Source organism: Embleya sp. AB8 (genome assembly GCF_049739465.1).
Taxonomy (GTDB): domain Bacteria; phylum Actinomycetota; class Actinomycetes; order Streptomycetales; family Streptomycetaceae; genus Embleya.
Genome location: NZ_JBMHHY010000011.1, coordinates 44,670 through 67,665 on the forward strand (window position 1 = coordinate 44,670; position 22,996 = coordinate 67,665).

Here is a 22,996-nt window from a genome sequence, read left to right on the forward strand (position 1 = left end):
ACCCGTCCGCGACTGCGACGACGACCGCGACCGCGACCGCGACTTCACGTTTGGGTGCGGGTGCTCGGCGCCTTGCTGCGCGCGGTGGTTCTGCTCGTGGCCGGCTCCGCGACCGTGTTCGCCGCCTGCGACGCACTTCCCGGTGATGCGGCGGAGACGCTCGGTGGCGGACGGGTCACCTCCACACAACTCGACGAACTGCGTGCCCGGCGCGGCCTGTCGGAGCCGATGTGGGTGCGTTGGTGGCATACCGCGCGGGACCTGGTGGGCGGTGACGCGGGACATTCCTTGCTCACCGGCCGTTCGGTGCGTGAGGTGATCGGCGAACGGCTGCCCGCCACGCTGGTGTTGGCCGGACTGTCGCTCGCGTGCGCCGCGCTGGTGTGCGTGGCCGGCTGCCTGCTCGCCGGGCGCCGGGCCATCCGCCGCCCGCATACCGGTCCCGCCGGATTCGCCACGGCGCTGGCGGCCGTACCGCAACCCGTGGTGGCCGCCGGACTGACCGCGCTGCTTTCCGGCGGCCTCGCCGTCGTTCCACCCGTATCGCTGCTGCCGGCCGGTGGCAATCCCCTGACGGAGCCTCGCATTCTGATCCTGCCGGTACTCACGATCGCCCTGCCCATCGCGGCGTTCGCCACCGCGCTGCTCGGCGGCGCCGTGGCCGATGTGCTGCTTGCCCCCCATGTCGCCGACGCGCGGTTGCGCGGTGTGCCGCCCGGGCGCATCCTGCGGCGGCAGGTCGCGCCCGCGCTGACCGTTCCCGCACTGCGGGTGCTCGCGGTCGCGGTCTCGGCCACGATCGCCGGCGCGGCCCTGGCCGAGACCACATTCGGATACACGGGCGTGGGCGAGCTGCTGGTCACCGCTGTCGCCACCCGGGACACCCCCGTCGTGCACCTGCTCGCCGTCGGTTCGGCGGCGGTCGTACTCGCCGTGTCGTCGGTCGCCGACCTGATCGCGGAGCGGGAGGCCCGGTGCGCCGGCCCGGGAGGATGACGCGGCTGCTGCCGGCCGCCACGGCCTGCCTGGCGGTGGTGGTCGTCGTGGTCGGGCCGGCGTTGACCCCCTACGATCCGGCCGCTCCGGTCGATGTGCCGTGGGCCCGGGCGGATGGCGGACACCTGCTTGGTACCGATGTGTTGGGGCGCGACGTGTTGTCCCGGGTGTTGGCGGGTGGGCGGCGGCTGCTTGCGGTGGCCGCGCCGGCCGCGGCGTTGGCGTGCGTGATCGGCACGCTGTGCGGGCTGGCCGCAGCCGGCGCGCGGAGGAGTGTCGGGCGGGCCGTCGACCTGGTCGCGGATGTGCTGATCGCGGTGCCGGCGGTGTTGCCCGCGCTGCTTCTGGCCGCCGCGCTGCCCGGCCCCGGTGCGGTGATCGCCGCGACCGTGGTGTCCGGCGTACCGCTCACCGCACGGATCGTGGCCGACGCCGCGACCCGGACACTGGCCTCCGGCTACGTCCGGGCGGCGCGACTGCGCGCCGAGCGGCTGCCGACGATCCTGCTGCGCGAGGTGGTCCCGTCGATGTCCGCGCTGCTCGCCGCCGACTTCGGCCTACGCTTCGTGACCGCACTGCAACTCTCCTGCGTACTGGGAGTGTTGGGCCTCGGCGGCACCGTCCCGCCGGCGGGGGACTGGGCCGTGATGCTCCGGGAGAACCTGCCCGGCGCGACGCTCAACCCGGCCGCCCTGGCCGCACCTGCGCTGCTGCTCACGGTCCTTGCGCTCGCCGTGGCCGGCGCGGCACACACCGCCGCGCGGGCGAGTACGGGAACGGGGGCCGGATGACTTCCCCCGGACCCGCGGCGCTCGCGGTCGGCCCGGCGGCGGATTCCACCGCCTGCGCCGAGGGCTTGCGTGCGGACGGCGTATGCGTCGTCGACGCCGCCGGCCGGCCGATTCTGGAGGGATTCGGCGCGCATGCGCCGGTCGGTGGAGTGCTGGCGCTGGTCGGGCCCTCCGGCTGTGGCAAGACGACGGCGTTGCGCGCGCTGCTCGGCGCGCTTCCGGCCGGTCTGCGGATTACCGGCGGCGCGGTGACATGGCGCGGTGCCGCCTTGCCGACCGGACGTGCGGGGCGGGTACGGCGACTGCGCCACATCGGCCTGCTTGGCCAGGATCCGCAGGGCGCGCTCGACCCGCGGCGGCCGGTCGTCGACCAGGTCACGGAGGCCGCCGCGGATCGCGGACCGGACCGCCGGGCCGCGCGCGAACAGGCCGTCGAGATGCTGGCCCGACTCGGACTGGACGACGCGCTCGCCGGGCGTCGGCCGCGTGCGTTGTCCGGCGGTCAGGCGCAGCGGGCGGGCCTGGCCGTTGCGTTGGTGGCCGATCCGGAGCTGGTGTTCCTGGACGAGCCGACCGCGAGCCTGGACCGGGATGCCGCCGAGCAGGTGACGAGCCTGCTTCGCGAACGACACCGCGACGGCTCCCGGGCGACGGTGATGGCCACCCACGACCGGCGTCTGATCGCCGAACTCGCCGACGTCGTCGTGCGGTTCGACCGACCGACGACCCGACGTGTGGCGCCGCGCCGCGCGCCGGTGCCCGTCGGGCCCGTGGTCCTGGCTGCGCGTGGTCTGGAACTGGGCCATGCGGACTCCGGTCCAGTGCTGCTCGACGAGGCCGGAATGACCCTGCGTGCGGGGGAGTTCGTGGCCCTGCTCGGGCCGTCCGGCAGCGGCAAGAGCACCCTGCTGCGGGCGCTGGCCGGACTGCATCCACCACGTGCCGGCAGCCTGCACCTCGGGGCCGAGGAGCGCTCGTTGGCCGTGTCGGCCGCCGCCCGCTCGCGTGCCGACCTACGCCGCATCCAGTACATCGGCCAGGATTCACGCGACGAACTCAACCCGGCCCACCGGGCGATCGGCGCCGTTGCCCGTGCGCTGCGCGGTTCGGCCGGGTTGGCGCGTACGCCCGCCCGGGACGAGGCGCTGCGGGTGCTCGCCGCCGTCGGCCTGGACCCGGCGGCGGGCCGCCGGCGACCCGGGCGGTTGTCCGGCGGACAGCGGCAACGGGTCGCCCTGGCCCGGGCGTTGGCGGCTCGGCCGGAGATCCTGCTGGCCGACGAGGTGACCTCGGCCCTGGACGCCGACACGGCAGCGGCCCTCCTGGATCTGCTCGATGGCCTTCGGGCCGACGGCCTGGCGGTGCTGATGGCCACCCACGATCCCGACGTCGCCGCTCGCGCCGACCGCGTCCTGCGGGTGGCCGCGGGCACGCTCGTCGAGTCGGCGCCGGATCCGCCGGACGAACCCGATCCGGCCCGACCCGACCACCCACACCACTTCGTTCGATCCCCAAGGAAGCCCATGACCCACCACCAAGACGACGCCCTCCTTCTGCGCGAACTGCGCGCGCATCCCTGGGTTGCCGAGGTCGGGTCCGCACCCGATGGCGGGCTGGTCGTCGTACCGCACCCCGATGCCCTGGCCGTGCGGCCCGCCCCGGGCGGTCTGCTGCGCGAGTTTCTCGATCACTGGAGCGACGTCTACGACTGGGTGTACGACCGACCGGACGGCCCCGAACGCCCCGCCGACGCCGACCTCTCCGGGTGGCTCGCCTCCGACACCGGACGTCCGCTGCCCGCCGCGCACATGGCGGACTGGCGCGACACCACCACCGCACTCGTGCTCTCCTGCCGACCCACGCGCGTGCTGGAACCGGGCTGCGGCAGCGGGATGTTCACCCACGCGCTCGGCGGCCGGGTATCGGCGTACGTCGGCACCGACGTCTCCGGCGCCGCCGTCGACCGGCTGCGGGCGCAACACCTCCCACACGCCACGATCGTCCGGGCCGGCGCGCATGAGACCCGATCGCCGGTGGTGGCCCGCGCGCTGGCCGAGGCATTCGGGCCGGACATGCCGCCGGACCTGATCCTGCTCAACTCGGTGACGCAGTGTTTCCCCGACCTGGCCTACCTGCGGGCCGTGCTGCACGACCTGATCGCCCTGGTCGCCCCCGGCGGCTACGTACTGGTCGGCGACATTCGCCAGGCCGGCCTGCTCGATCACTACTGCCGCTGGGTCGAGCGGGCCAGGGACGCCGACGCCTCGCCCGACCAGATCGCGCGTCGTGCCGTGGTCCGCGCCGCGCAGGACGAGGAGATGTCGCTCGACCCGCGCGCCCTCGCCCGGGCCGCGTCCGGGACCGGCCGCCGGGTCGAACTCTCGGTGCGCGCCCGCACGATGGCCGCCGACACCGAACTCACCCGATACCGCTACGACGCCCTCCTGCGCGTCGATGCCCCGGCCGACTCGGCGCCCACGCGCCCGTCGACATCCGTACCGAACGCGCTGTTGACCGATCACGCCCACGCACGCACGCCACACGAGCTGCACCTCGACGCCGCCACCCGGGACGCGGTCGTCCTGGTCGACCTCGACGACCCCACCCGGCTGGCCGTCGCCGGGCCCGACAACGCGCGCTTTCGACCCGTCGAGGACCTCGCCGACGGCCCGCCGCTCGCCCATGAACCGCTGCCCGCCTTCGTCGCCCGCCGCCTGCCCGAACTCCTCCGCGACCACCTGCGCACCCGCCTGCCCACGATTACCCCGCCGCGCCTGTCCGTGGCACCGCCCGACACCCGCGAGGCCGCCAGTGTCCGCTGACCTGCTCCGCGTACGCGAAGTCCTCGAATCCCTCCCCGACGTCGCCGAGGCCGAGGTCTTCCGGATCACCCACGGCCGCACCGCCGCCGTCGCCGCACTGGTCCGGGGCCACCACCCACCCGACGGCCCCACCACCCCCGGAACGCCCACCCCGAGCCCGCCCTACCCCGGCCCCGACGTGGCACCGGCCATCGCTGCCCTGAACCGGGCCGCCGTCCTGGCCATCGCGCAGACGTTGCGCGGGGCAGGCCTGTTCGCCCCGGGCACGACGCATACCGCGGCCGAGATCTGCGCCGCGCTGGGCGCGCCGGAACGCCATCGCTGGATCGTCCGTCGCTGGCCGGCCGCATTGACCGAACACGGCCTGCTCGGGGGAGCGTCGCCACAGTCGCACCACGGCCCACTGCGCGCCGTCACCCGCGCCGAACTGGGCGCGGCCATGGCCGAGTCGGACGCCGCCCGGCGCGACCTCGGCTACCCGGCGGCGATGGGCCGCTTCCTGCAGAGCACATTGCGCGGGCTGCCCACGCTGGTGAGCGGGCAACGTACCGTGCAGTCCGTCCTGTTCGAGGGTGGGGCCACCGACACCGCGACCGGCAACTACCGGGACAACGTGATCAGCCGGCACCTCAACACCGTCGCCGCCACGGCCGTGGCCCGCGCCGCCGCCGGCCGACCGCGCGTCCTGGAGATCGGCGCCGGAGTCGGCGCGACAACGGAGCACGTGCTGGCCGAACTCGGGTCGCCCGACTACCTGTTCACCGACGTTTCGGCCTTCTTCCTGGACGCCGCCCGGGACCGCTTCGCCGCCCACCCGGGCCGACTGCGCTACGCGCTGGTCGACATCAACGCCCCGACGCCGCCATGGCTGAGCGCGGAACCGCGCTTCGACGTGATCCTCGCGGCCAATGTGCTGCACAACGCCCGCCACACCACCCGCACCCTCGCATCCCTCCGCGAACTCCTGGCTCCCGACGGCACGTTGGTCTTCCTCGAATCGTGCCGCGAGCATGCCGTGCTCTCCACCGGGATGCACTTCCTGATGTCGGCACGCGCCGACGAGCCCACGCCCGGCTTCGCCGACTTCCGCGCCGGGCAGGACCGGATCTTCCCGACCGTCGCCGAATGGACCACGTCGCTGCACGCGGCAGGCTTCGACCACGTCGCGGTGAACCCGGGCCCGACCGGCCCCCTGGCCGCCGCCGGACAACACGTATTCACCGCCCGCCGCCGCGAGCCCACGCCACCACGTCCCGACCCGGCTGTGGTGCTGACCGCCGCGGCCGAGCTACTGCCCGCCGCGCTCGCCCCGATCGAGGCGCACGCCGTCGACACCCTCACCCGCACCATCGCGGTCACCCGATGACCCCGCCCGTGACCCCGCTCGTGACCCGCTCGTGACCCCGTCCGTGACCCCGTCCGTGACCCCGCCTCGGAGGTACCCGTGCCCACCACCCCCGCGCCCGCCGCGCCGACCGACCCGCTGACCCTGGTCCGCCGCATCTGGGCGGACATCCTGGACGTACCGGCGGCCGACATCGGCCCCGACGACACCTTCCTGTCCCTGGGCGGCGACTCGATCCTCGCCGTGCGGACCGCCGCCCTGGTCCGCCGCCGGGCGGGAGCCGTACTCGCGTTGTCCGACGTACGCGTGGAGAACACCCTCGCCGAATTCGCCACCGCCGTTGCCGCCCGCGCACACCCGTCGGGCGGATCGATCGCCCCGGGACTGGAGGTGACCCCGCGCCCCGACGCGCTTGCGCCCTTCCCGCTACTCCCGTTGCAGCAGGGGTACTTCGTCGGCCAACAGGGCGCGTGGGAGCTGTCCTACACATCCGCCCACCACTGCCTCGACTTCGCGCTGCACGACGTGGACGCCGACGAGGCGCCCGAGGCACTGCGGGACGCCCTGCAACGCCTGATGGCCCATCAACCGATGTTGCGCGCCCGGATCACCGCCGACGGACGCCAACACATCCTCGACCCCGACGACCCGGACGCGATCGTGACGCCGACGGTGTACGACTGGCGTGAGGCGAGTCCGGAGCAAGTCGGGGCGCGGGTGAATGAGTTGCGGGAGCGGATGCGGCATCACGGGCCGAATCCGCAGACGGGGCCCGGGATCGACATCCGGTTGAGCCTGCTGCCGGGCGGGCGAGCCCGGATCCACTCCGCGACCAGCCTGCTCCTGATCGACGGCTGGTCCTCGGGGCTGCTGTACCGCGACCTGCTGGCCTTCGCCGCCGACTGGAACGCGGTTCCGGCGCCGCTGGACGTGGACTTCGGCGACTACGCGACCACGCTGGCCGCGTTGCCGACGACGCCGAGGTGGATCGCCGACCGGGATTGGTGGTGGGAACGGCTCGCGGAACTGCCCCAATCGCCCGCACTACCGCTGGCGGTCGAGCCGGACGCGGTGGCCGAACCGATGATGTCCGGACGGGAGGTGCGCCTGTCGGCCACGCGTTGGCGCGCCCTTCAGGAGCAGTGCCGCGCGCACGCGGTGACGCCGTCGGCGGCGACGCTGGCCGCATACACGGTGGCGCTCGCGCGGGCGGCGGGGCATCGGCGCTTCCTGCTCGGCACCCTCCAACTGGGCCGCCTGCCGCTGCATCCCGACGTGCAGCGGATGATCGGGGCGTTCTCCACGACGGTCCCGCTCGCGATCGAGCTCGCCGAGCGGACCACGCTCGCCGACGCGGCCCGGTCGGCGAGCGAGGATCTGGGCGAGGCGCTCGCACACAACCTGGTGTCGGGGGTGGAGATCGGCCGCGAACTGGCCCGCCGGCGCGGTACCACCCGCCCGGTCGCACCGGTGGTGTTCCAGAGCACGCTCGGCGTCGACGCCGCGATGGGCGGCGCGATCCCCGAGGACGCCGGACCGCTGGGCACGGTGGACCTGAAGGACCATCACCAGGAACTGCGTACGCCGCAGGTCGCCCTCGAGGCCCGCCTGTACGAAGCCCGCGACGAACTGGTGATCGGGATGTCGGCGGTCGAGGAACTCTTCGCGCCCGCCGACCTGGACGCGCTGTTCACCGACTTCACGACACTGGTGGACGCCCTCGCCGAGGCCGACGGATGGCGGATCGTGCACGTGTTGCCGCAGCCGCTCGACCCCGGCCACGACCCGGACTCGGACACACCTCGCCTGCACGCCCGTGCCCGCGCCCGCGAGGTCGCGCGCGCCGCGGCCGGCCCTCCTCGGGACGGCCTCGAGGAGGCGATCGCCGACGCCTGGCGCGCGGTGCTCGGCTTGCCGGCGGGCGAACCGGTGGACCGGGCGGCGGACTTCTTCGCGACGGGCGGGGACTCGTTGCTGGCGGTACGGCTGCTGGCCGGCCTCACGCGCGGCGGCGTGGGCCGGGTGCCGCCACGCACGTTCCTGACCGCGCCGACCGTGGCGGCGCTCGCCGAGGCGATCCGGGAGGAGCACGGCACCGTGCGCTGAACGGCGACCGCGCCGGGCGGGGATCTCCCCGCCCGGCGCGTGCGTGTGTTTGCGTGTGTTTGTATTTGTATTTGCTTGTTTGTGTTTGTTTGCCTGTGGTGCGCGAACCGCCCGACTACAGCTCGGCGTCGGCCCGGAACAACTCCTGATCGGCCCACACCGCGGCCCGGGCGCCGTCCGCCGCACCGGTCACCACGAACGTCAGCGGATCCGGGAGCGCCTCCAGGCGGGCCATGTCGCCCGCCGCGAACACGCCCGGCACGGACGTGCGTTGGAACTCGTCCACGCGCACGCACCCGTCCGGCAGGTGTACACAACCAAGGCGCGCGGCGAGTGCGGAGTGCTGGTGGATCCGGGTGCGATGGAAGATCGCCCCTCGGCCCAGCGCCGGGCCGGCGGCGAACTCCAGGCGCAGGGCGCCCGGTTCACCGGAGACCGAGGTCAACCCCTCCGCCCGCAGGCCCACTCCGGCCTTGGCGAGCAGTGCACGCTGTTCGTCGGTCGGCCCCTGCCCGAGCGTGGCCAGGACCACGTCCTCGCTGAACCGGTCGGCGACATACAGCGCGAGCATCACACTGGCCGGGTCCGCACCGACCACGGCGACCGTCATACCGAGGGTCTCGTAGCCGTGGCAGAACGGGCAGTGGAAGACGCCGCGACCGAACCGCTCGGCCAGACCGGGGATATCGGCCAGTACATCGACCTGCCCGGTGGCCAGGATCACCTTGCGCGCACGCTCCGTGCTCCCGTCCGCGAGTACCAGCTCGAACCCGTCGTCCAGCGAACGGGCGTCGGCCACCTCGCCCGCGCGTATCTCCACCGTGTCGTACGCCGCCAGGTCGGCGCGCGCGGCGGCGCGCAGCGCGGTGGGGGAGAACCCGTCCCGGCTGAGCAACATGTGGGTCGCGGGGGACGGGGCGTTGCGCGGCCGGCCGCTGTCGATCAGCAGCACGCGCCGCCGCTGCCGCCCCGACACCAGGGCCGCGTTCAGCCCCGCCGGACCGGCGCCGACCACGACCACGTCGAATGTCCCGCTCGTCGCGCTCCTGCCGCTCATTGCGCTCGTCGCGGTTGTCGTGCTTGTCGCGCTTGTCTCGCTCACGTGGCACTTCCCTCTCGTTGGCGGGGATCCGGCCGCAAGGTCTCGGACGCCCGGTGGACATCACACCCTATCGATCATGATAATCGTTTCCACTAGTGACGCCCGAAGACACCGAAGACACCGGAGACGACCGTGAACGACCCCTACGGCGCGACCGCCGACTACTACCACCTGATGTCCGAGCCCTACTGGCGGCAACTGCGCCCGGTGCTGACCGACGCCCTGCGCCACGTCGACCCCACGGCGGGCCCGGTCCTGGACATCGGCGCCGGTACGGGTCTGTCCACCCGGGTCGTCGCGGACGCGCTGCCCGACGCGCGCATCGTGGCCCTGGAACCATCCGCCGCGATGTCCGCCACGCTGCGTGCGCGCGTGGCCGAAGACCCCGCGCTGCGCGGGCGGGTGACGGTCCGGGCCGACACGCTCGCCGAGGCCGCATTGCCGCCGGTGTTGTCCGCCGTCGTGGCGACCGCCGTACTGCATCATTTCGACGCCGCCGAACGGCGGTTCCTGGCCCGCCTGTTGGCCGAGCGGTTGGCTCCCGGGGCGTCGGCGTTCATCGAGGTACAGGAACCGCCCGAGCCGTGCCATGTCCCGCGAACCCGCTACCACACCACCGCAGTCGGCGAACTCACCTACGAGGGCTGGATGCAGGCCGAGCCCAGCGGGCCCGGCACGATGGACTGGACGATGACGTACCGCACCACCGGGGCCGGGCGGGTGCTAGACGAACGCTCGGCGGTCTTCACGATGTATCCGATCCCGACCGCGCGCCTGGAGGCCGAGGCCGCCGAAGCCGGCCTCACCACCCGCCGGCTGGGCAGTGGCCTGCTCGAACTGCGGCGCGGAACTTGACCTACTCGGACTACTCGGCCTACTTGGACTCGACGCGTCCGAGCGGGTGGTGGTCGGCGGCGAGCGCGTTGTGTGCCGTCTGCCAGGCGGGATCCCCGGGGTAGAGCTCGGTGCGGAGGTAGGCCCAGGTGAGTCGCTGTACGGCGGCCACCCGTTCGGGGCTCTCGTCGGTGGTCTCGGCGACGTCATACCCGGCGATCCCGCCGAGCCCGTGCTCCGCGTCGAACAGGGTGAGCATGGACTTCGGGCCCGGGGACAGGAAGTACGGATCGGTGTGCCAGTCCGGGCCGACGACCGTCAGATGGGGGGAGGTGTCCTTGTCGCCGGCGACGACGAGCGTGGGTGTCCGCATCGTGGAGAAGTCCGTGGTCGAGAGGAAGGAGAGATTCTCCGTCGCGAACGTGCTGAGCGCGTCGCCGCCTCGGCCGGGCGCGGCAAGCAGGACACCGGCCTTGATCCGGGGCTCGGTCAGGTCCACTTCCGTCCCGTCCTGCGGATCGGTGAGCCGGGCGCCCAGCAGGAGGCTTGCGGTGTGCCCGCCCATCGAGTATCCGGCCACCGCGACCCGGCCGCGGTCCAGCCGCCCGGGAAGCTGCGGTGCGGCGGCCTCGATCGTGTCGAGCCGGTCGAGGATGTACGTCATGTCCTCGGCCCGCGATCGCCAATACAGCGGCGCCCCGGGGGTGTCGGGGTCCAGACGCAGCGTCGTGGAGCTCAGATGGGTGGGCTGGATCACCACGAACCCGTGCGCCGCCCAGAAATCGGCAAGGGGGGCGCAACCGCGCAGCGAGGAAAGGTGGTTCGAGGGGCCCTGGCCGTGCGAGAGGAGAACGACCGGCAGGTCGTTCCCGGTCACCGGCGCGGACACGCGCACCTCCAGGTCGACGGCTCGGCCGGGAGCGCGCAGCACCACCGGACCGACCGAGAGCACGGGGGCGGAGGCGGGGATGGGGATGGGGACGGGCGGCGGGCCGAAGGTGTCGGCCGGGTACGTCGATTCGCTCATGACGCGTGGTTCCCTTCACTGGTCACAGCTCCACCAAAAAAGCGGAACGTTGTTCCAATTAAGATATGGAACCTCGTTCCGCTTTGTCAACGACTCTCGGCCCTCCGCCGATACGCTCTTGTGCTCGGGCACGGACCGGGCAGGGCAGTTGCGAACGGACAGGGGGCGTCTTCAGCCATGGGGAACACGACCGAGAACAGCGCCGGGAACACCACCGAGAACATCGCCGAGAACACGATCGGGAACGTGTACGAAGAAGAACCTCCCGCGATCGGCCGCCGTCGGCTGATCGCCGGACTCGGGGCGATGTCGCTGTTGTTGGTCGGCTGCGGCTCGAAGGACGAGAGCCACGCCGCGTCCCGGCCCACCGCGGCCGCGAGCGTGCCGACCGCCGCCGCCGGGGGTGGTGGCGGTGGTGGCGGCGATCTGGTCGTGATGATCATCCGACACGGTGAGAAGCCCACCGGCGGCGAAACCGGCCGGGACGACAACGGGAAGCCGGACAGCCATTCGCTGACCGAGCGGGGCTGGGCCCGAGCCGAAGCGCTGCCGCGGCTGTTCGTCCCACCGGTCGCCGGGCTGGTGGTGCCGACCAGGATCTACGCCGCCACCGACCAGGGCCCGCATGCCGGCGGCCACCGGATGCGGCAGACCGTCACCCCGTTGGCCAAACGGCTCGGCCTGACCGTCGACCTGACCTACGCCGAGTCGAAGGAGGCCGACCTGGCGGCTGCCGTCGCAACGGCCGGCGGCCCGGTACTGATCTGCTGGGAACACTCCCGAATCCCGGCCATCGTGAAGGCACTCGCCCCGGGCAGCGGCGCCCCCGCGACCTGGCCGAACCGCTTCGACCTGGTCTGGGTGCTCACCCGTACCGCCGGCACGTGGTCGTTCAAGGAGGTCGCCCAACACCTCCTTCCGGGAGACGCCTGACCCGCCCCGGACCGCCTTCCGCCCCGGCGCACGCCCCCGGCATTCGGGCGCCGGCGGCGCGTCCGGCCCGATCGCCGCCGTGGTTTCCGTTAGCGTCGGCGACCACGGGGGATGGATCAGGCGTGCTCTCCCGAAGGGACAGGAACCGTGACGTATACGCAACCGGCCGCGCAACGACCGGAGTTGGCCCCGGGAGCCTGGCCGGTACTCGGCCACCTGCCCGCCTTCGGCCGCGACCCGCTGAAGTTCCTCGGCACCCTGCCCGCACACGGGGATCTCGTGGAGATCCGGTTTCCACAACGTCGCATGTACGTCGCCTGCCATCCCGACGTGGCCCAGAAGGCGTTCGCCGACGGGCTTACCTTCGACCGGACCGGGCCGATCTACGACGCGATGCGCGCGGACATGGGCAACGGCCTGGCCACCTGTGTGCACGCCGAACATCGGCGACAGCGGCGGATGGTGCAGCCGGCCTTTCGCCGCGACCGGATGGAGCGGTACGCGGCGCTGATGTGTGCCGAGATCGACACACTGGCGCGGTCGTGGCGGCCCGGCCAAGTGGTCGACCTGGTCGACGAGATGTTCACGCTCACCACCTCGGTGGCCGTACGTACCCTCTTCGCCGCCGGCATGGACGCGCGGACCGCCGTCGAACTGCGCCGCTGCCTCGACGTGTTCCTGCGCGGCACGGTCACCCGCGTTTTGCTCCCGGCCGCCACCCGACTGCCGACGCCGGCCAACCGCCGCTACGAACGCGCCGTCGCACAATGGCGCGGCTACGTACGGCAGATCGTCGCGGAGGGCCGACAGCGGGACGGCGCCGGGGAGGACCTGCTGTCCTGGTTGATCGAGGCCCGCGACGACGACCGCACGGGGCTGACCGAACAGGAGTTGTCCGACCAGATCATGGTGCTCGTCCTGGCCGGCGCGGAGACCACGTCGGCGTCGCTGGCCTGGGCGTTGCACCTGCTGGGCACCCACCCCGAGGTCGAGGCGGAACTGTTCGCCGAGGCCGACACGGTCCTCGCCGGCGCCACCGCGACCCTGGCGGAGCTGCCGCGCCTGGAGCACACGGGCAGGGTGGTCAAGGAGACGTTGCGCCTGTACCCGCCGGCCTGGGCCCTGATTCGCACCGCCACCCGGGACACCGAACTCGCCGGCCGACAACTGGCCGCCGGTGGCACGGTGTTGGTCAGCCCGTACCTCCTGCACCGACGAGCCGACCTGTTCGACGCCCCCGACGAGTTCCGCCCCGAGCGCTGGGAGGTGGACGCCCAGACGGGACGCTGCCCGATCCCGCCCGCCACATTCGTCCCGTTCGGCGTCGGACCCAACAGGTGCGTCGGCGACACGTTCGCCCTGACCATGGCCTCCCTGACGCTGGCCTCGCTCGCCACCCGCTGGCGCCTGCGCCCGATCCCGGGCACCACGATCCGCGCCGCGGCACGCGCGGTGTTGTCCCCGCGGACACTGCCGATGGAGGTGATCGCCCGCCGCTGAGCCGGCGACCGCAGGGTGCGGGCAGGGCAGTTCCGCTCCCGGGCACAGGCTGCGGGCCGGCTCCGCGCCGGGCGCGTGCGCCGGCGTGATGCCGCGCTTGGATTCGAGACCTTCCCGTCGTGGGTCGACCCGCGTGATCATTCTTCTGCGCATGGTTACTACGTCGAAGGGTGCGGGTTGTGGCCGATCACGTCCGTGACCTGCGGCCACTGCACGAGAACGCCCACCTGCTGTGGGCGCTGCGCCTGGCCTTGCCCGACGTACTGTTCGACACCACGGTGGATGCGGACGGCGTGAACGCTCGACTCCACGACGGCGCCCACTCCTGGGCGGCGATCTCCGCCCTGCCCGACGGCCGCACCATCGCCTCCCAGGGCGGCCCGCGTCTCCTGGTCGACGAACTCGAAGCCGCCTGGGACGCGTGGACCGCAGACGGCGCGATCGGCCTGTACGACCACGGCCTGACCGTCACCCCCGACGACGAACAATTCGTCTGGACGGGAGACCCCGACACGGGCCGGCGGTGGCCGATCCGGCCCCGACACCGATGACTTCGGCTCGGCAGACGTCAGGGGGACCGGTTGGGAGTCGATCGCGATCAGCCGAGGACCGGTGGGCGCCCGGGGAGCCGGCCCGCCACGTGTTGCCCGGTGTGGGCCGGTCCCGCTCGTGGCCGTTGCTCAGGTGTGGGTGGTGGCCCTGCGCAGGGCGTAGCCGGCGGCGCCCGCCGCGATTACTGCGGCTCCCCACGACACCGAGGCCGCCGGCAGGGCGAAGGCCAGGGTCAGGCAGCCTGCGGTGCCGACGATCGGGACGATTCGTGCGGGGCGGCCCTCGGCAGGGGTGAGCGTCCAGGCGCAGGCGTTGGCGATGGCGTAGTAGGCCAGTACGCCGAAGGAGGAGAAGCCGATCGCGCCGCGTACGTCCGTGCCGGCGGCCAGGACGGCGACCACCGCGCCGACCGCGAGTTCGGCGCGGTGCGGCACCTTGAACCGAGGATGGACGGCGGCCAGCGCGTGGGGCAGGTGCCGGTCGCGGGCCATCGCCAGGGTGGTGCGCGAGACGCCGAGGATCAGGGCCAGCAGCGAGCCGATCGCCGCGACGGCTGCTCCGATGCGCACCACCGGCGCCAGGCTCGGGACGCCGGCGGCGCGTACGGCCTCGGCGAGCGGGTCGGCGGTGCGGGCGAGCCGGTCGGGTCCGAGTACCGCGAGTACGGCGACGGCGACCGCCGCGTAGACGACCAGGGTGATGCCGAGCGCGAGGGGGATGGCGCGCGGGATGGTTCGCCCGGGATCGCGGACCTCCTCGCCGAGGGTGGCGATGCGGGCGTAGCCGGCGAAGGCGAAGAACAGCAGCCCGGCCGCCCGGAGTACGCCGCCGAACGTGGCATCCGTCCCGAGGTCGAGACGCGCGGCCTGTGCCGTGCCGTCGGTCAGGCAGGCGGTGACCACCGCGGCGAGCACCGTCAGGACGACCGCGACGATCCCGCGCGTCAGCCACGCGGACTTCTGTACGCCGACGTAGTTCACCGCGGTCAGCGCCAGCACCGCGGCGACCGCCACGGCATGCGCCTGGTCCGGCCACACGTACGCGCCGACGGTGAGGGCCATCGCCGCGCAGGAGGCGGTCTTGCCGACCACGAAGCCCCAGCCGGCCAGATAGCCCCAGAAGTCCCCGAGCCGTTCGCGGCCGTAGACGTACGTGCCACCGGACTGCGGGTAACGCGCGGCCAGTCGGGCGGAGGAGGTGGCGTTGCAGTACGCCACCACGGCGGCCAGGGCGAGCCCCGCCAACAACCCCGACCCCGACCCCGCCGAGCCGGCCGCCGGCGCGAGCGCGGCGAAGATCCCCGCGCCGATCATCGACCCGAGCCCGATCACCACCGCGTCGAACACGCCCAAGTGCCGCTTCAGCTCGCGCGGTTCGGCAGCTGCGGCCGACGTACCCATCGCTTACTCCTCGATCGAGTGCGGTCGCACGGCTGTTACGGATACGGACTCCGATATCGGTGCACGGTATCGGAAACGTGCGGCCGAGCAATCTCCCCTGGATGCCATCGAGGACATCGAGGGCGTCGAGGACGTCGAGGGGAGATCAGGCGCGCGCGGGCGGGAGTTCGGCGAGAAGGTCGCGGACACGCTGTTCGATCTCGTCCCGGATCGACCGGACCGCCTCGATGCCCTGCCCGGCCGGGTCGTCGAGTTTCCAGTCGAGGTAGCTCTTGCCGGGGAAGACGGGGCAGGTGTCGCCGCAGCCCATGGTGATCACCACGTCGGATGCCTGCACGGCCTCGACGGTCAGCACCTTCGGCGTCTCGGCGGACATGTCGATGCCGACCTCCGCCATCGCCCGCACGGCGGCCGGGTTCACCGTCTCGGCCGGCGCGGACCCGGCGGAGCGGACCTCGACCCGGCCCTGGGAGAGATGGGCGAGGAAGGCGGCGGCCATCTGCGAGCGGCCGGCGTTGTGGACACACACGAACAGCACCGACGGCTTTGCGCCGGACTCGGACTCGGACTTGGATTCAGATTCGGACTGGGACTGGGACTCGGATTCAGACTTGGCTTCGGACACTGGCGGAACCTTCCGGGGAGACGGCCGGTGTGGCCGGCGAAGTGGGCTGCGGGAAGAAGCGGCGCGCCCGGAGGGCGACGTACACGAGTGCGATGAGGACCGGAACCTCGATGAGCGGGCCGACCACCCCGGCGAGCGCCTGGCCGCCGGCGGCGCCGAAGGTGGCGATGGTGACGGCGATGGCGAGTTCGAAGTTGTTGCCGGCAGCGGTGAACGCCAACGTCGTCGCCCGCGGGTAGTCCAGCCCGACCGCGCGGCCGACGGCCATGGACCCGGCCCACATCAACACGAAGTACGCGAGTAGGGGTAGCGCGATCCGTAGGACGTCCAGGGGCTTGGCGGTGACGGCGTCGCCCTGGAGGGCGAACAGCACGACGATGGTGAACAACAGCCCGTACAGGGCGAACGGGCCGATGCGGGGGATCAGCCTCGTCTCGTACCAGACGCGGCCCTTGGCCCTCTCGCCCAGGCGGCGGGTGAGGAACCCGGCGAGCAGGGGGATGCCGAGGAAGACGAGGACGGAGCGGGCGATTTCCCACCCGGATATGTCGAGCGCGGTCTGTTCCAGGCCGAGCCGGCCGGGCAGCGCGTTCAGGTAGAACCAGCCGAGTGCGGCGAACGCGAGCACCTGGAACACGGAGTTGAGGGCGACGAGGACGGCGGCGGCTTCGCGGTCACCGCCGGCGAGGTCGTTCCAGATGGCGACCATGGCGATGCAGCGGGCGAGGCCGACGATGATCAGGCCGGTGCGGTACTCGGGCAGGTCGGGCAGGAAGACCCAGGCGAGGGCGAACATCAGGGCCGGACCGACGATCCAGTTCAGCACCAGGGATGGGACGAGTAGACGTCGGTCTCGGGTGACGGCGTCCAGACGGTCGAAGCGAACCTTCGCGAGGACCGGGTACATCATCACGAACAGGCCGAGCGCGATCGGCAACGAGACGCCGGCGACCGTGACCCTCGCGAGCGCGTCCCCCAGGCCGGGCACAACGCGGCCGAGTCCCAGGCCGATGGTCATCGCGAGCAGGATCCACACGGCGAGGAAGCGGTCCAGGAACGACAGTCGGGCGGTGGGCGATCCCGTCGGCGTATCGGTCGTCCCGCTCACCGGGCTGCTGCGGCGGGTTCGGCGACCGGGGCGCCGGGGCGGGTGAGGACGGCTGCCAGCTTGTCGGTCGTACCGGGAACCAGCCGGTAATACACCCATGTTCCGCGCCGCTCGGAGTCGATCAGGCCGGCCTGCTTGAGCAGCTTCAGGTGGTGGGAGATGGTCGGCTGGGACAGTTCGAAGGCCGGGGTCAGGTCGCAGACGCAGATCTCCCCGCCCATCTCGCCGCCCGCGCGCGCGGCGATCATCGACAGGAGCCGCAGTCGAACAGGGTCGCCCAGAGCCTTGAAGACCCGAGCCAGGTCGGCCGCCGACTCCTCGTCCAGTGGAGCGGTCAGCAGGGTCGGGCAGCAGCCGTCGGCGTCGTCCCGGCCGAGCACCACAAACTCTTGTTTCGACATGCTTCTATGTTGACGTTCTTCGATACAGGGCGCAAGCTTGAATCGAAGAACATGAATGCAACCAGGTCCGGGCCGCCAGGCCAGGACCCGCACAGATCCGGTCGGCGAGGAGTGAAGGCCATGCCCGAGCAGAAACCCGACCTGCGCGAGACCGTACGCCGACGCTACGCCGCAGCCGCGGTCCAGGTCACCGAGGGCGGCACCACCTGCTGCGGCCCGGCCGCGATCGGGCTCGGGATCGGGATCGACGACATCTTCGGCTCCGCCCGCTACACCGACGGCGAGCGCGACGAACTGCCCGCCGGCGCCGTCGCCGCGTCCCTCGGCTGCGGGAACCCCACCGCCGTCGCCGACCTTCGCGAAGGCGACCGGGTGCTCGACCTCGGCTCCGGCGGCGGTATCGACGTACTCCTGTCCGCTCGCCGGGTCGGCCCGGCCGGCAAGGTGTACGGACTCGACATGACCGAGGAGATGCTCGCCCTGGCCCTGGCCAACCAGAGGAAGGCCGGCGCGACGAACGTCGAGTTCCTCAAGGGCACCATCGAGGCGATCCCGCTGCCCGCCGCGACGATCGACGTGGTGATCTCCAACTGCGTGATCAACCTGTCCACCGACAAGGCGGCCGTCTTCGCCGAGACCTTCCGCGTCCTCGGGCCCGGGGGCCGGATCGGCATCTCCGACGTCGTCGCCGAGGACGCCCTCACCCCCGCCCGGCGGGCCGAACGCGGCGACTACGTCGGCTGCATCGCGGGCGCCCTCTCCTTCACGGAGTACCGGCGCGGCCTCGAAGCGGCCGGCTTCACCCGCATCGAGATCACCCCCACCCACCTCGTCGCGGACGGGATGCACGCGGCCATCGTCCGGGCGGCCAAGCCGTCCGTCGCGGGAACCGGCGCGACGGGACACGTCACCGGCGCCCCGGCCGCGTGTTGCGCCCACCACTGAGCAGGCGACCGGGCCTTCGCGCGGCTGTCGAGGTGTCCGTGTCCGGGGGAGGCCCGTGGGTTCAGGGTCGGCGCATCGGGCGGGGTTCGCCGAAGCGGTCCTCGAACTCGGTGTCGCTCAGGGAGCGGAGTTCCTCGCTGGTGATCCGGCCCGCCATCAGGTCGGCGAGGTAGCCGGGGAGGGGCGCGGCCCGCATCGTGTCGGTGATCTCGCCGGGGACGATCCGGACTTCGGTGTCCACGCGGCCATCGGGGTGCAGGGTGTAGGTGCGGTAGCCGGGGCCGTCGAGGGCCTGGTTCGTGTGGTCGATGCCGAAGAAGGTCGACGGGCATACGTAGACCGGTCGTCCCTCGAACTCGCCGGAGAGGTCGCCGTGCAGATGGCCGGCGCCGATCGCCCGGATCTTGGGGAAGTCGCGGATCAGCCTGGCGAGTTCGCTGTCGCCCTGGGCGTCGGGGGCGGTTTGCGGGAGCGGCGGTTGGTGCAACCAGACGAAGACGTGGTCCGCGCGAGTGCCGGCCAGGATCGCCCGGGCGCGGCGCTCCTCGATCGGGGTGAGGCCCGGTTGGGCGGCGGCATGGACCCGGTCGTCGCGGTCGCGGTACGTGCCGTCGCCGTCGGGTTCGAGGCCGTGCGCGTTGCTGTCCAGGAACAGCATCAGCCAGTTACCGACCCGGACGGCCGGCTCCAGGTGCACGTTGGGGCGCGGGAGACAGGCCTGGAGTGCGTCCTGCCGGTCGTGGTTGCCCGCGAGGCAATAGACCGGGACGGGGAGCGCGTCCAGGACCTCGCCCATCCGCTCGTACGCACCCGGCTCGCCGAGATCCGCCAGATCCCCGGTGGCGACCACCAACGTGGCCGCCGCGACCGCCCCCGCCGCATCGGCCAGCACCGCCGCGAGCCCGTCGTCGGGTTCGTGGCGAGCGAACCCGCGAGCCCCGGGCGAGTCCCGAAAGTGCAGATCCGACACCTGGACAAGGCCGATGGCCGCCAGGGGGTCCGGAACGGCGGGATCGGTGTATTGCTTCATGCGCCCTCGCTTGGTGGGGAAAGTTCACGACGAGTCCAGGGAGTCGGACGCCACCCAAGGTAGAGAAGTGACACAACTGCCACATGACAGCAATACAAACACCCGCCGAGCACCGCCTTGCCGTCCGGGGGCTCGCCATCGACGCCGCCGACGCCGCCGACGGCACCGCGCCCCGACCGCCGGACCGGGCCGCCGCCCTAATCACCGCCGGTGCGCCGCAATGGCCGGGCATGTCCGCCTCAGTACATGGCGGTCAGGAGTTCGCCGTGCTCGACGTCCGCGCGCGGGAGTGTCACGCCGAATTCGGTGTGCATCATGCGCTGGGTAAGCCGCTGTTCCTCGCCGATCCCACGGTCGGGATCCGCCCCATCGGGCAACAGGAGGCCCGCCTGAATCAACTGCGGTACCAGCCGATCGGGTTCGTCGCCCCAACGATCGAGCGGCGTGTCGAACCCGCACAGCAGGCTCCCGAACTCCGCATAGATGAACAAATTCTCCGCGTTGATGCTGCGGTAGGTGCTCATGGCCACTGTGCCCGCGGAGACTGCGGCGAGCACCTCGCTGTCGATGCCCCGCACCCCGCCGTCCTCCACCGCGAATGCCCAGCCGTCGGCCTCCCCGGCCCGGATTACCCATTCCCTGTCCGCGACTGCCTGGTGGCCGAGTTCGTCGGCGATGTCCTCGATCCAATGGTTCGCATCGATGGGGCTCTTCATGGCTGCGGTGGCCACATCACAGCCCATACGCCGCAACAACTCCACCGCCGACAGCCCGCGCGCGAACGTCACGCAGTAGCCGACATCAAAGGTCGACTCCTCCAGCCACTCGACCCCGTCACTGCTGCCGCTCATCGTTGTGCTCCGTTTAGTAGTCAGCCGTTGTGGTGAGTCGGGACCCTGGCCAAGCCGACGGACACGGGGATTCGTCCGAATCGGTTGTGCTGGGTGGCAGATCCGTGGGCGGGGCGATCGGCCCGGACCGGCCTGGGAGTTGTGGGTCGGCCGGCGGTGGTCTTCCTTTGCCGGTTACCTCGGTCCCGGTTCGATGGGGAACAGGATCGGGCTGATCAGGTGTAGGCGGCGTTCGGGGGTGGGTTCGTTGTTGGTTCGGGACACGATGGCGTTGCGTACCTCGTCGACGAACTCGGCGAGTTCGTCCGGGCTGAGCCAGAGCGGGATTTGGAGGTAGCCCACCGAGTCGGCGGTCGGGTCGGCGTGGTCGCGGTCGAGGTAGGCGTTGAACTCGGCGTGCAGGGCGGCCAGGGCCGCGGTGAAGCCGTGGCGGTGGTCGTCCAGGGACATCGATGCGGCGGTGTCGGCGTCGATCGTGGCCCGGCCCCGGTGCAGTCGGTAGCTGCGTTCGACGGCGCCGCGTACCCGTTGTTCGTCGACGACCTCCAGCAGCCCAGCCTCGGCCAGTAGGCCCACGTGCCGGTACAGGGTGGTCTTGGGTACGTCGGGCAGGCTCGCGCACAGATCGGCGGTGGTGCGCGTACGCCCGCCGGACATGGCGTGCACGATGCGCACCCGCACCGGATGCAGGAGCAGTTCAAGCGTGTCCATGCGCCCACACTCCCACATCTGATACCGTTCCCAAAAATGGGAATGGATCGTCTTCGCGGGGCATGCGAGGCACGCGAGGGTGCGATGGATATGAGGGAGTCGGCGATGCCGGATCGGACGTTCGAGGTTCGTCCCGACGGGAGCACTACCGAAGCGAGTGCACCGCTGGGGCGCCGGTACGAGGTGAACGGGCGGCGGTTGCTGGTGCATCGCTCGGGCGACGGGGGGCCGTCGGTGGTGTTCCTGCCCGGAGGCGGCGCGGTCGGCCTGGACTACTGGAATGTCCGGGAGCGCGCGGCCGAACTCACCACGAGCGTGCTCTACGACCGCGCCGGAACGGGGTGGAGCGATCCGATCGAACTGCCGCGTACGTCCGCCGAGGTCACCGACGAGCTGCGCGAACTGCTGCGGATCGCCGGTGTGCCCGCCCCCTACCTGCTGGTCGGCCACTCCCTCGGTGGCCTCTATGCCCGCCACTACGCGACGCGTTTTCCCGACGAGGTGGCCGCACTGCTCCTGCTGGATCCGGCGCACGAGGACTACCTTGCGCACATGCCCCGGGAACTGGTCGACCAGTGGGCGGCGTGGGACCCCGATCAGGCGCTGCCCGACGAGTTGCCGGACGAACTGGTCCGGCTGTACCGAGGGTTGTTCGCGGCGGAGCTCGCCGACTGGCCGGAGCGGATCCGCGAGCCGCTCGTCGACCGGCACGTCGGTCCGGACTGGTTGCGGGTCGGCTTCCGGGAGACGAGCAATGTGGAGCGGCTCCACGACGAGCTGCGGCAGGCGGGACCGCTGCCCGACGTGCCGCTGATCGTCCTCACGAGCACGGGCGTCGACGCGTTCAAGACGGCGGTGTCGGTGGGCGAGGACGAGTCGCTCCTGCGCGCGGAGATCGACGGGAAGACCCGGCTCTACACGAAGTTGGCCGCATCGGTCACGCGCGGCGAGCAGCGCCTTGTCGACGGCGCCGGACACGTCACCATGCACTGGCGCCGGCCCGACGCCGTGCTGACGGCGATCCGGGACCTCCTCGACAGGTGCTGAGGGAACCCCGCCGAAGGTGAACGAGGGGCGTTGGGGCGTGAGTTCGATCGGATCGGATCGGCTCTGAGTCGGTTGAGAGGCGAGCCGGCGAGCGGCACGCGCCGGGCCCGTTCGACGGCCCCGGCGCTCACCCCCGGCGTTCGGTGACCTGTGCCAGGGCGAGGTTGAGGTCGAGTACGTTGACCCGTTCGCTGCCCAGTACTTCGATGATCGGCGCCTGGGTCTTGCGCTCGACCAGGCTGCGCACCACGGCCGGGTCGAGGCCGCGCGCGTGGGCGACACGGTCGACCTGGAGCAGGGCGTACGTCTTGGAGATGTGTGGGTCCAGGCCCGAGCCGCTCGCGGCGAGCGCGTCCACCGGGACCCGGTCCGGCGCGACGCCGTTGAAGGCGGCGACCCGGGCCCGGCGGTCCTTGATCGCCTGGATCAGGGTCGGGTTCTCCGGGCCGTAGTTGGACGCGCCCGAGGCGAGCGCGTCGTAGCCGCCGGCGGAGGGACGGGGTTGGAACCAGGTCGGATCCGGTGCGCCGGTCACGCCGGCGGCCTGCTCGGCGGTGAGCGTGCCGCCGCCCTGGAGGTAGGTGTAGCCCTTGCCGTCGGCGCCGGCGAGCACCTCCCTGCCGTCCGCGTCGAACCTGCGCGCGTTGCCGTGCGCGTCGACCAGGTCGAAAGACTGGCCGATCAGGGTCGAACCCACCTCCCGGCCCCGGTGGTTCACCCTCGACCCGTCGGCCTGATCCGGAAACAGCCCCCGAGCGATCCCGGTCATCACGAACGGGTAGGCGAGTCCGCACAACACGGTGAACACGAGCAGGGCCCGGAGCCCGGCGAGCAGGACCCGTACGCGTGTGGTGAGGATGGTCGGCATCC

At 72.1% G+C, this 22,996-nt stretch carries 21 protein-coding genes; 11 read left to right on the forward strand and 10 right to left on the reverse strand.

Annotation, left to right across the window (positions count from 1 at the left end):
* The first annotated feature begins 60 nt into the window (after nucleotides 1-60).
* The 5 genes from ABIA38_RS17160 to ABIA38_RS17180 all read left to right on the forward strand — a co-directional run bounded on the left by ABIA38_RS17160 (nucleotide 61) and on the right by ABIA38_RS17180 (nucleotide 8,060).
* The gene (locus tag ABIA38_RS17160) at nucleotides 61-996 is read left to right on the forward strand and encodes an ABC transporter permease (protein WP_424639523.1); all 936 of its coding nucleotides are present in this window, start codon (nucleotides 61-63) and stop codon (nucleotides 994-996) included.
* Nucleotides 993-1,787 carry an ABC transporter permease subunit gene (locus ABIA38_RS17165; RefSeq protein ID WP_424639524.1) on the forward strand — a complete coding sequence of 265 codons (795 nt, stop codon included), beginning with the start codon at nucleotides 993-995 and terminating at the stop codon, nucleotides 1,785-1,787. The genes ABIA38_RS17160 and ABIA38_RS17165 overlap by 4 nt, the downstream gene beginning before the upstream one ends.
* Nucleotides 1,784-4,609: an ATP-binding cassette domain-containing protein gene (locus tag ABIA38_RS17170; RefSeq protein ID WP_424639525.1), complete on the forward strand. Its 2,826-nt coding sequence runs from the start codon at nucleotides 1,784-1,786 to the stop codon at nucleotides 4,607-4,609. The genes ABIA38_RS17165 and ABIA38_RS17170 overlap by 4 nt, the downstream gene beginning before the upstream one ends.
* Nucleotides 4,599-5,975: a class I SAM-dependent methyltransferase gene (locus ABIA38_RS17175; RefSeq protein WP_424639526.1), complete on the forward strand. Its 1,377-nt coding sequence runs from the start codon at nucleotides 4,599-4,601 to the stop codon at nucleotides 5,973-5,975. Before ABIA38_RS17170 ends, ABIA38_RS17175 begins: the two co-directional genes overlap by 11 nt.
* Nucleotides 5,976-6,053: 78 nt before the next feature.
* A complete protein-coding gene (locus ABIA38_RS17180; RefSeq protein WP_424639527.1) occupies nucleotides 6,054-8,060 on the forward strand; it encodes a condensation domain-containing protein in 2,007 nt (668 codons plus the stop codon).
* 115 nt (nucleotides 8,061-8,175) lie between these two features.
* Here ABIA38_RS17180 and ABIA38_RS17185 read toward each other — a convergent pair whose 3' ends face one another.
* Complete coding sequence (locus ABIA38_RS17185) at nucleotides 8,176-9,117, reverse strand: NAD(P)/FAD-dependent oxidoreductase (RefSeq protein WP_424639528.1); 942 nt, start codon at nucleotides 9,115-9,117, stop codon at nucleotides 8,176-8,178.
* 177 nt (nucleotides 9,118-9,294) lie between these two features.
* On the opposite strand from ABIA38_RS17185, the gene ABIA38_RS17190 reads away from it, so the two are divergent.
* Complete coding sequence (locus ABIA38_RS17190) at nucleotides 9,295-10,017, forward strand: class I SAM-dependent methyltransferase (protein ID WP_424639529.1); 723 nt, start codon at nucleotides 9,295-9,297, stop codon at nucleotides 10,015-10,017.
* A 19-nt stretch (nucleotides 10,018-10,036) separates the two neighbouring features.
* On the opposite strand, the gene ABIA38_RS17195 is transcribed toward ABIA38_RS17190, so the two are convergent.
* Nucleotides 10,037-11,023 carry an alpha/beta hydrolase family protein gene (locus tag ABIA38_RS17195; protein WP_424639530.1) on the reverse strand — a complete coding sequence of 329 codons (987 nt, stop codon included), beginning with the start codon at nucleotides 11,021-11,023 and terminating at the stop codon, nucleotides 10,037-10,039.
* 177 nt (nucleotides 11,024-11,200) lie between these two features.
* Here ABIA38_RS17195 and ABIA38_RS17200 point away from each other — a divergent pair, with 177 nt between their 5' ends.
* The 3 genes from ABIA38_RS17200 (at nucleotide 11,201) to ABIA38_RS17210 (ending at nucleotide 14,007) form a co-directional block, all read left to right on the forward strand.
* Nucleotides 11,201-11,956 (forward strand): hypothetical protein, encoded by a 756-nt coding sequence (locus tag ABIA38_RS17200; protein ID WP_424639531.1) that lies wholly within the window; start codon nucleotides 11,201-11,203, stop codon nucleotides 11,954-11,956.
* 147 nt (nucleotides 11,957-12,103) lie between these two features.
* Nucleotides 12,104-13,456 carry a cytochrome P450 gene (locus ABIA38_RS17205; RefSeq protein WP_424639532.1) on the forward strand — a complete coding sequence of 451 codons (1,353 nt, stop codon included), beginning with the start codon at nucleotides 12,104-12,106 and terminating at the stop codon, nucleotides 13,454-13,456.
* 179 nt (nucleotides 13,457-13,635) lie between these two features.
* Entirely contained in the window at nucleotides 13,636-14,007 is a 372-nt protein-coding gene (locus ABIA38_RS17210; protein WP_424639533.1) for a hypothetical protein, read from the forward strand.
* A gap of 129 nt (nucleotides 14,008-14,136) precedes the next feature.
* Here ABIA38_RS17210 and ABIA38_RS17215 read toward each other — a convergent pair whose 3' ends face one another.
* From ABIA38_RS17215 to ABIA38_RS17230, 4 genes are all read right to left on the reverse strand, one after another.
* Complete coding sequence (locus ABIA38_RS17215) at nucleotides 14,137-15,408, reverse strand: APC family permease (RefSeq protein WP_424639534.1); 1,272 nt, start codon at nucleotides 15,406-15,408, stop codon at nucleotides 14,137-14,139.
* A 145-nt stretch (nucleotides 15,409-15,553) separates the two neighbouring features.
* Nucleotides 15,554-15,946, reverse strand: a complete 393-nt coding sequence (locus tag ABIA38_RS17220) for an arsenate reductase ArsC (RefSeq protein ID WP_424639749.1) — start codon at nucleotides 15,944-15,946, stop codon at nucleotides 15,554-15,556.
* Nucleotides 15,947-16,013: 67 nt separating this feature from the next.
* Nucleotides 16,014-17,141: an ACR3 family arsenite efflux transporter gene (gene arsB, locus ABIA38_RS17225; RefSeq protein WP_424639535.1), complete on the reverse strand. Its 1,128-nt coding sequence runs from the start codon at nucleotides 17,139-17,141 to the stop codon at nucleotides 16,014-16,016.
* On the reverse strand, nucleotides 17,138-17,542 hold the full coding sequence (locus ABIA38_RS17230) for an ArsR/SmtB family transcription factor (protein WP_424639536.1): 405 nt from the start codon (nucleotides 17,540-17,542) through the stop codon (nucleotides 17,138-17,140). The genes arsB and ABIA38_RS17230 overlap by 4 nt, the downstream gene beginning before the upstream one ends.
* Before the next feature lie 120 nt (nucleotides 17,543-17,662).
* On the opposite strand from ABIA38_RS17230, the gene arsM reads away from it, so the two are divergent.
* Nucleotides 17,663-18,487: an arsenite methyltransferase gene (arsM, locus tag ABIA38_RS17235; protein WP_424639537.1), complete on the forward strand. Its 825-nt coding sequence runs from the start codon at nucleotides 17,663-17,665 to the stop codon at nucleotides 18,485-18,487.
* Nucleotides 18,488-18,548: 61 nt separating this feature from the next.
* Here arsM and ABIA38_RS17240 read toward each other — a convergent pair whose 3' ends face one another.
* The 3 genes from ABIA38_RS17240 to ABIA38_RS17250 form a co-directional block, all read right to left on the reverse strand.
* Nucleotides 18,549-19,517: a metallophosphoesterase gene (locus ABIA38_RS17240; RefSeq protein ID WP_424639538.1), complete on the reverse strand. Its 969-nt coding sequence runs from the start codon at nucleotides 19,515-19,517 to the stop codon at nucleotides 18,549-18,551.
* Nucleotides 19,518-19,756: 239 nt separating this feature from the next.
* Nucleotides 19,757-20,368, reverse strand: coding sequence for a DUF6461 domain-containing protein (locus tag ABIA38_RS17245; RefSeq protein WP_424639539.1), 612 nt, complete (start codon nucleotides 20,366-20,368; stop codon nucleotides 19,757-19,759).
* A gap of 174 nt (nucleotides 20,369-20,542) precedes the next feature.
* Nucleotides 20,543-21,079 carry a helix-turn-helix domain-containing protein gene (locus tag ABIA38_RS17250; RefSeq protein WP_424639540.1) on the reverse strand — a complete coding sequence of 179 codons (537 nt, stop codon included), beginning with the start codon at nucleotides 21,077-21,079 and terminating at the stop codon, nucleotides 20,543-20,545.
* 105 nt (nucleotides 21,080-21,184) lie between these two features.
* Between ABIA38_RS17250 and ABIA38_RS17255 the strand changes: the two genes are divergently transcribed.
* Nucleotides 21,185-22,126 (forward strand): alpha/beta fold hydrolase, encoded by a 942-nt coding sequence (locus tag ABIA38_RS17255; protein ID WP_424639541.1) that lies wholly within the window; start codon nucleotides 21,185-21,187, stop codon nucleotides 22,124-22,126.
* 127 nt (nucleotides 22,127-22,253) lie between these two features.
* Here ABIA38_RS17255 and ABIA38_RS17260 read toward each other — a convergent pair whose 3' ends face one another.
* Entirely contained in the window at nucleotides 22,254-22,994 is a 741-nt protein-coding gene (locus ABIA38_RS17260) for a potassium-transporting ATPase subunit C (RefSeq protein ID WP_424639542.1), read from the reverse strand.
* Nucleotides 22,995-22,996 lie beyond the last annotated feature (2 nt).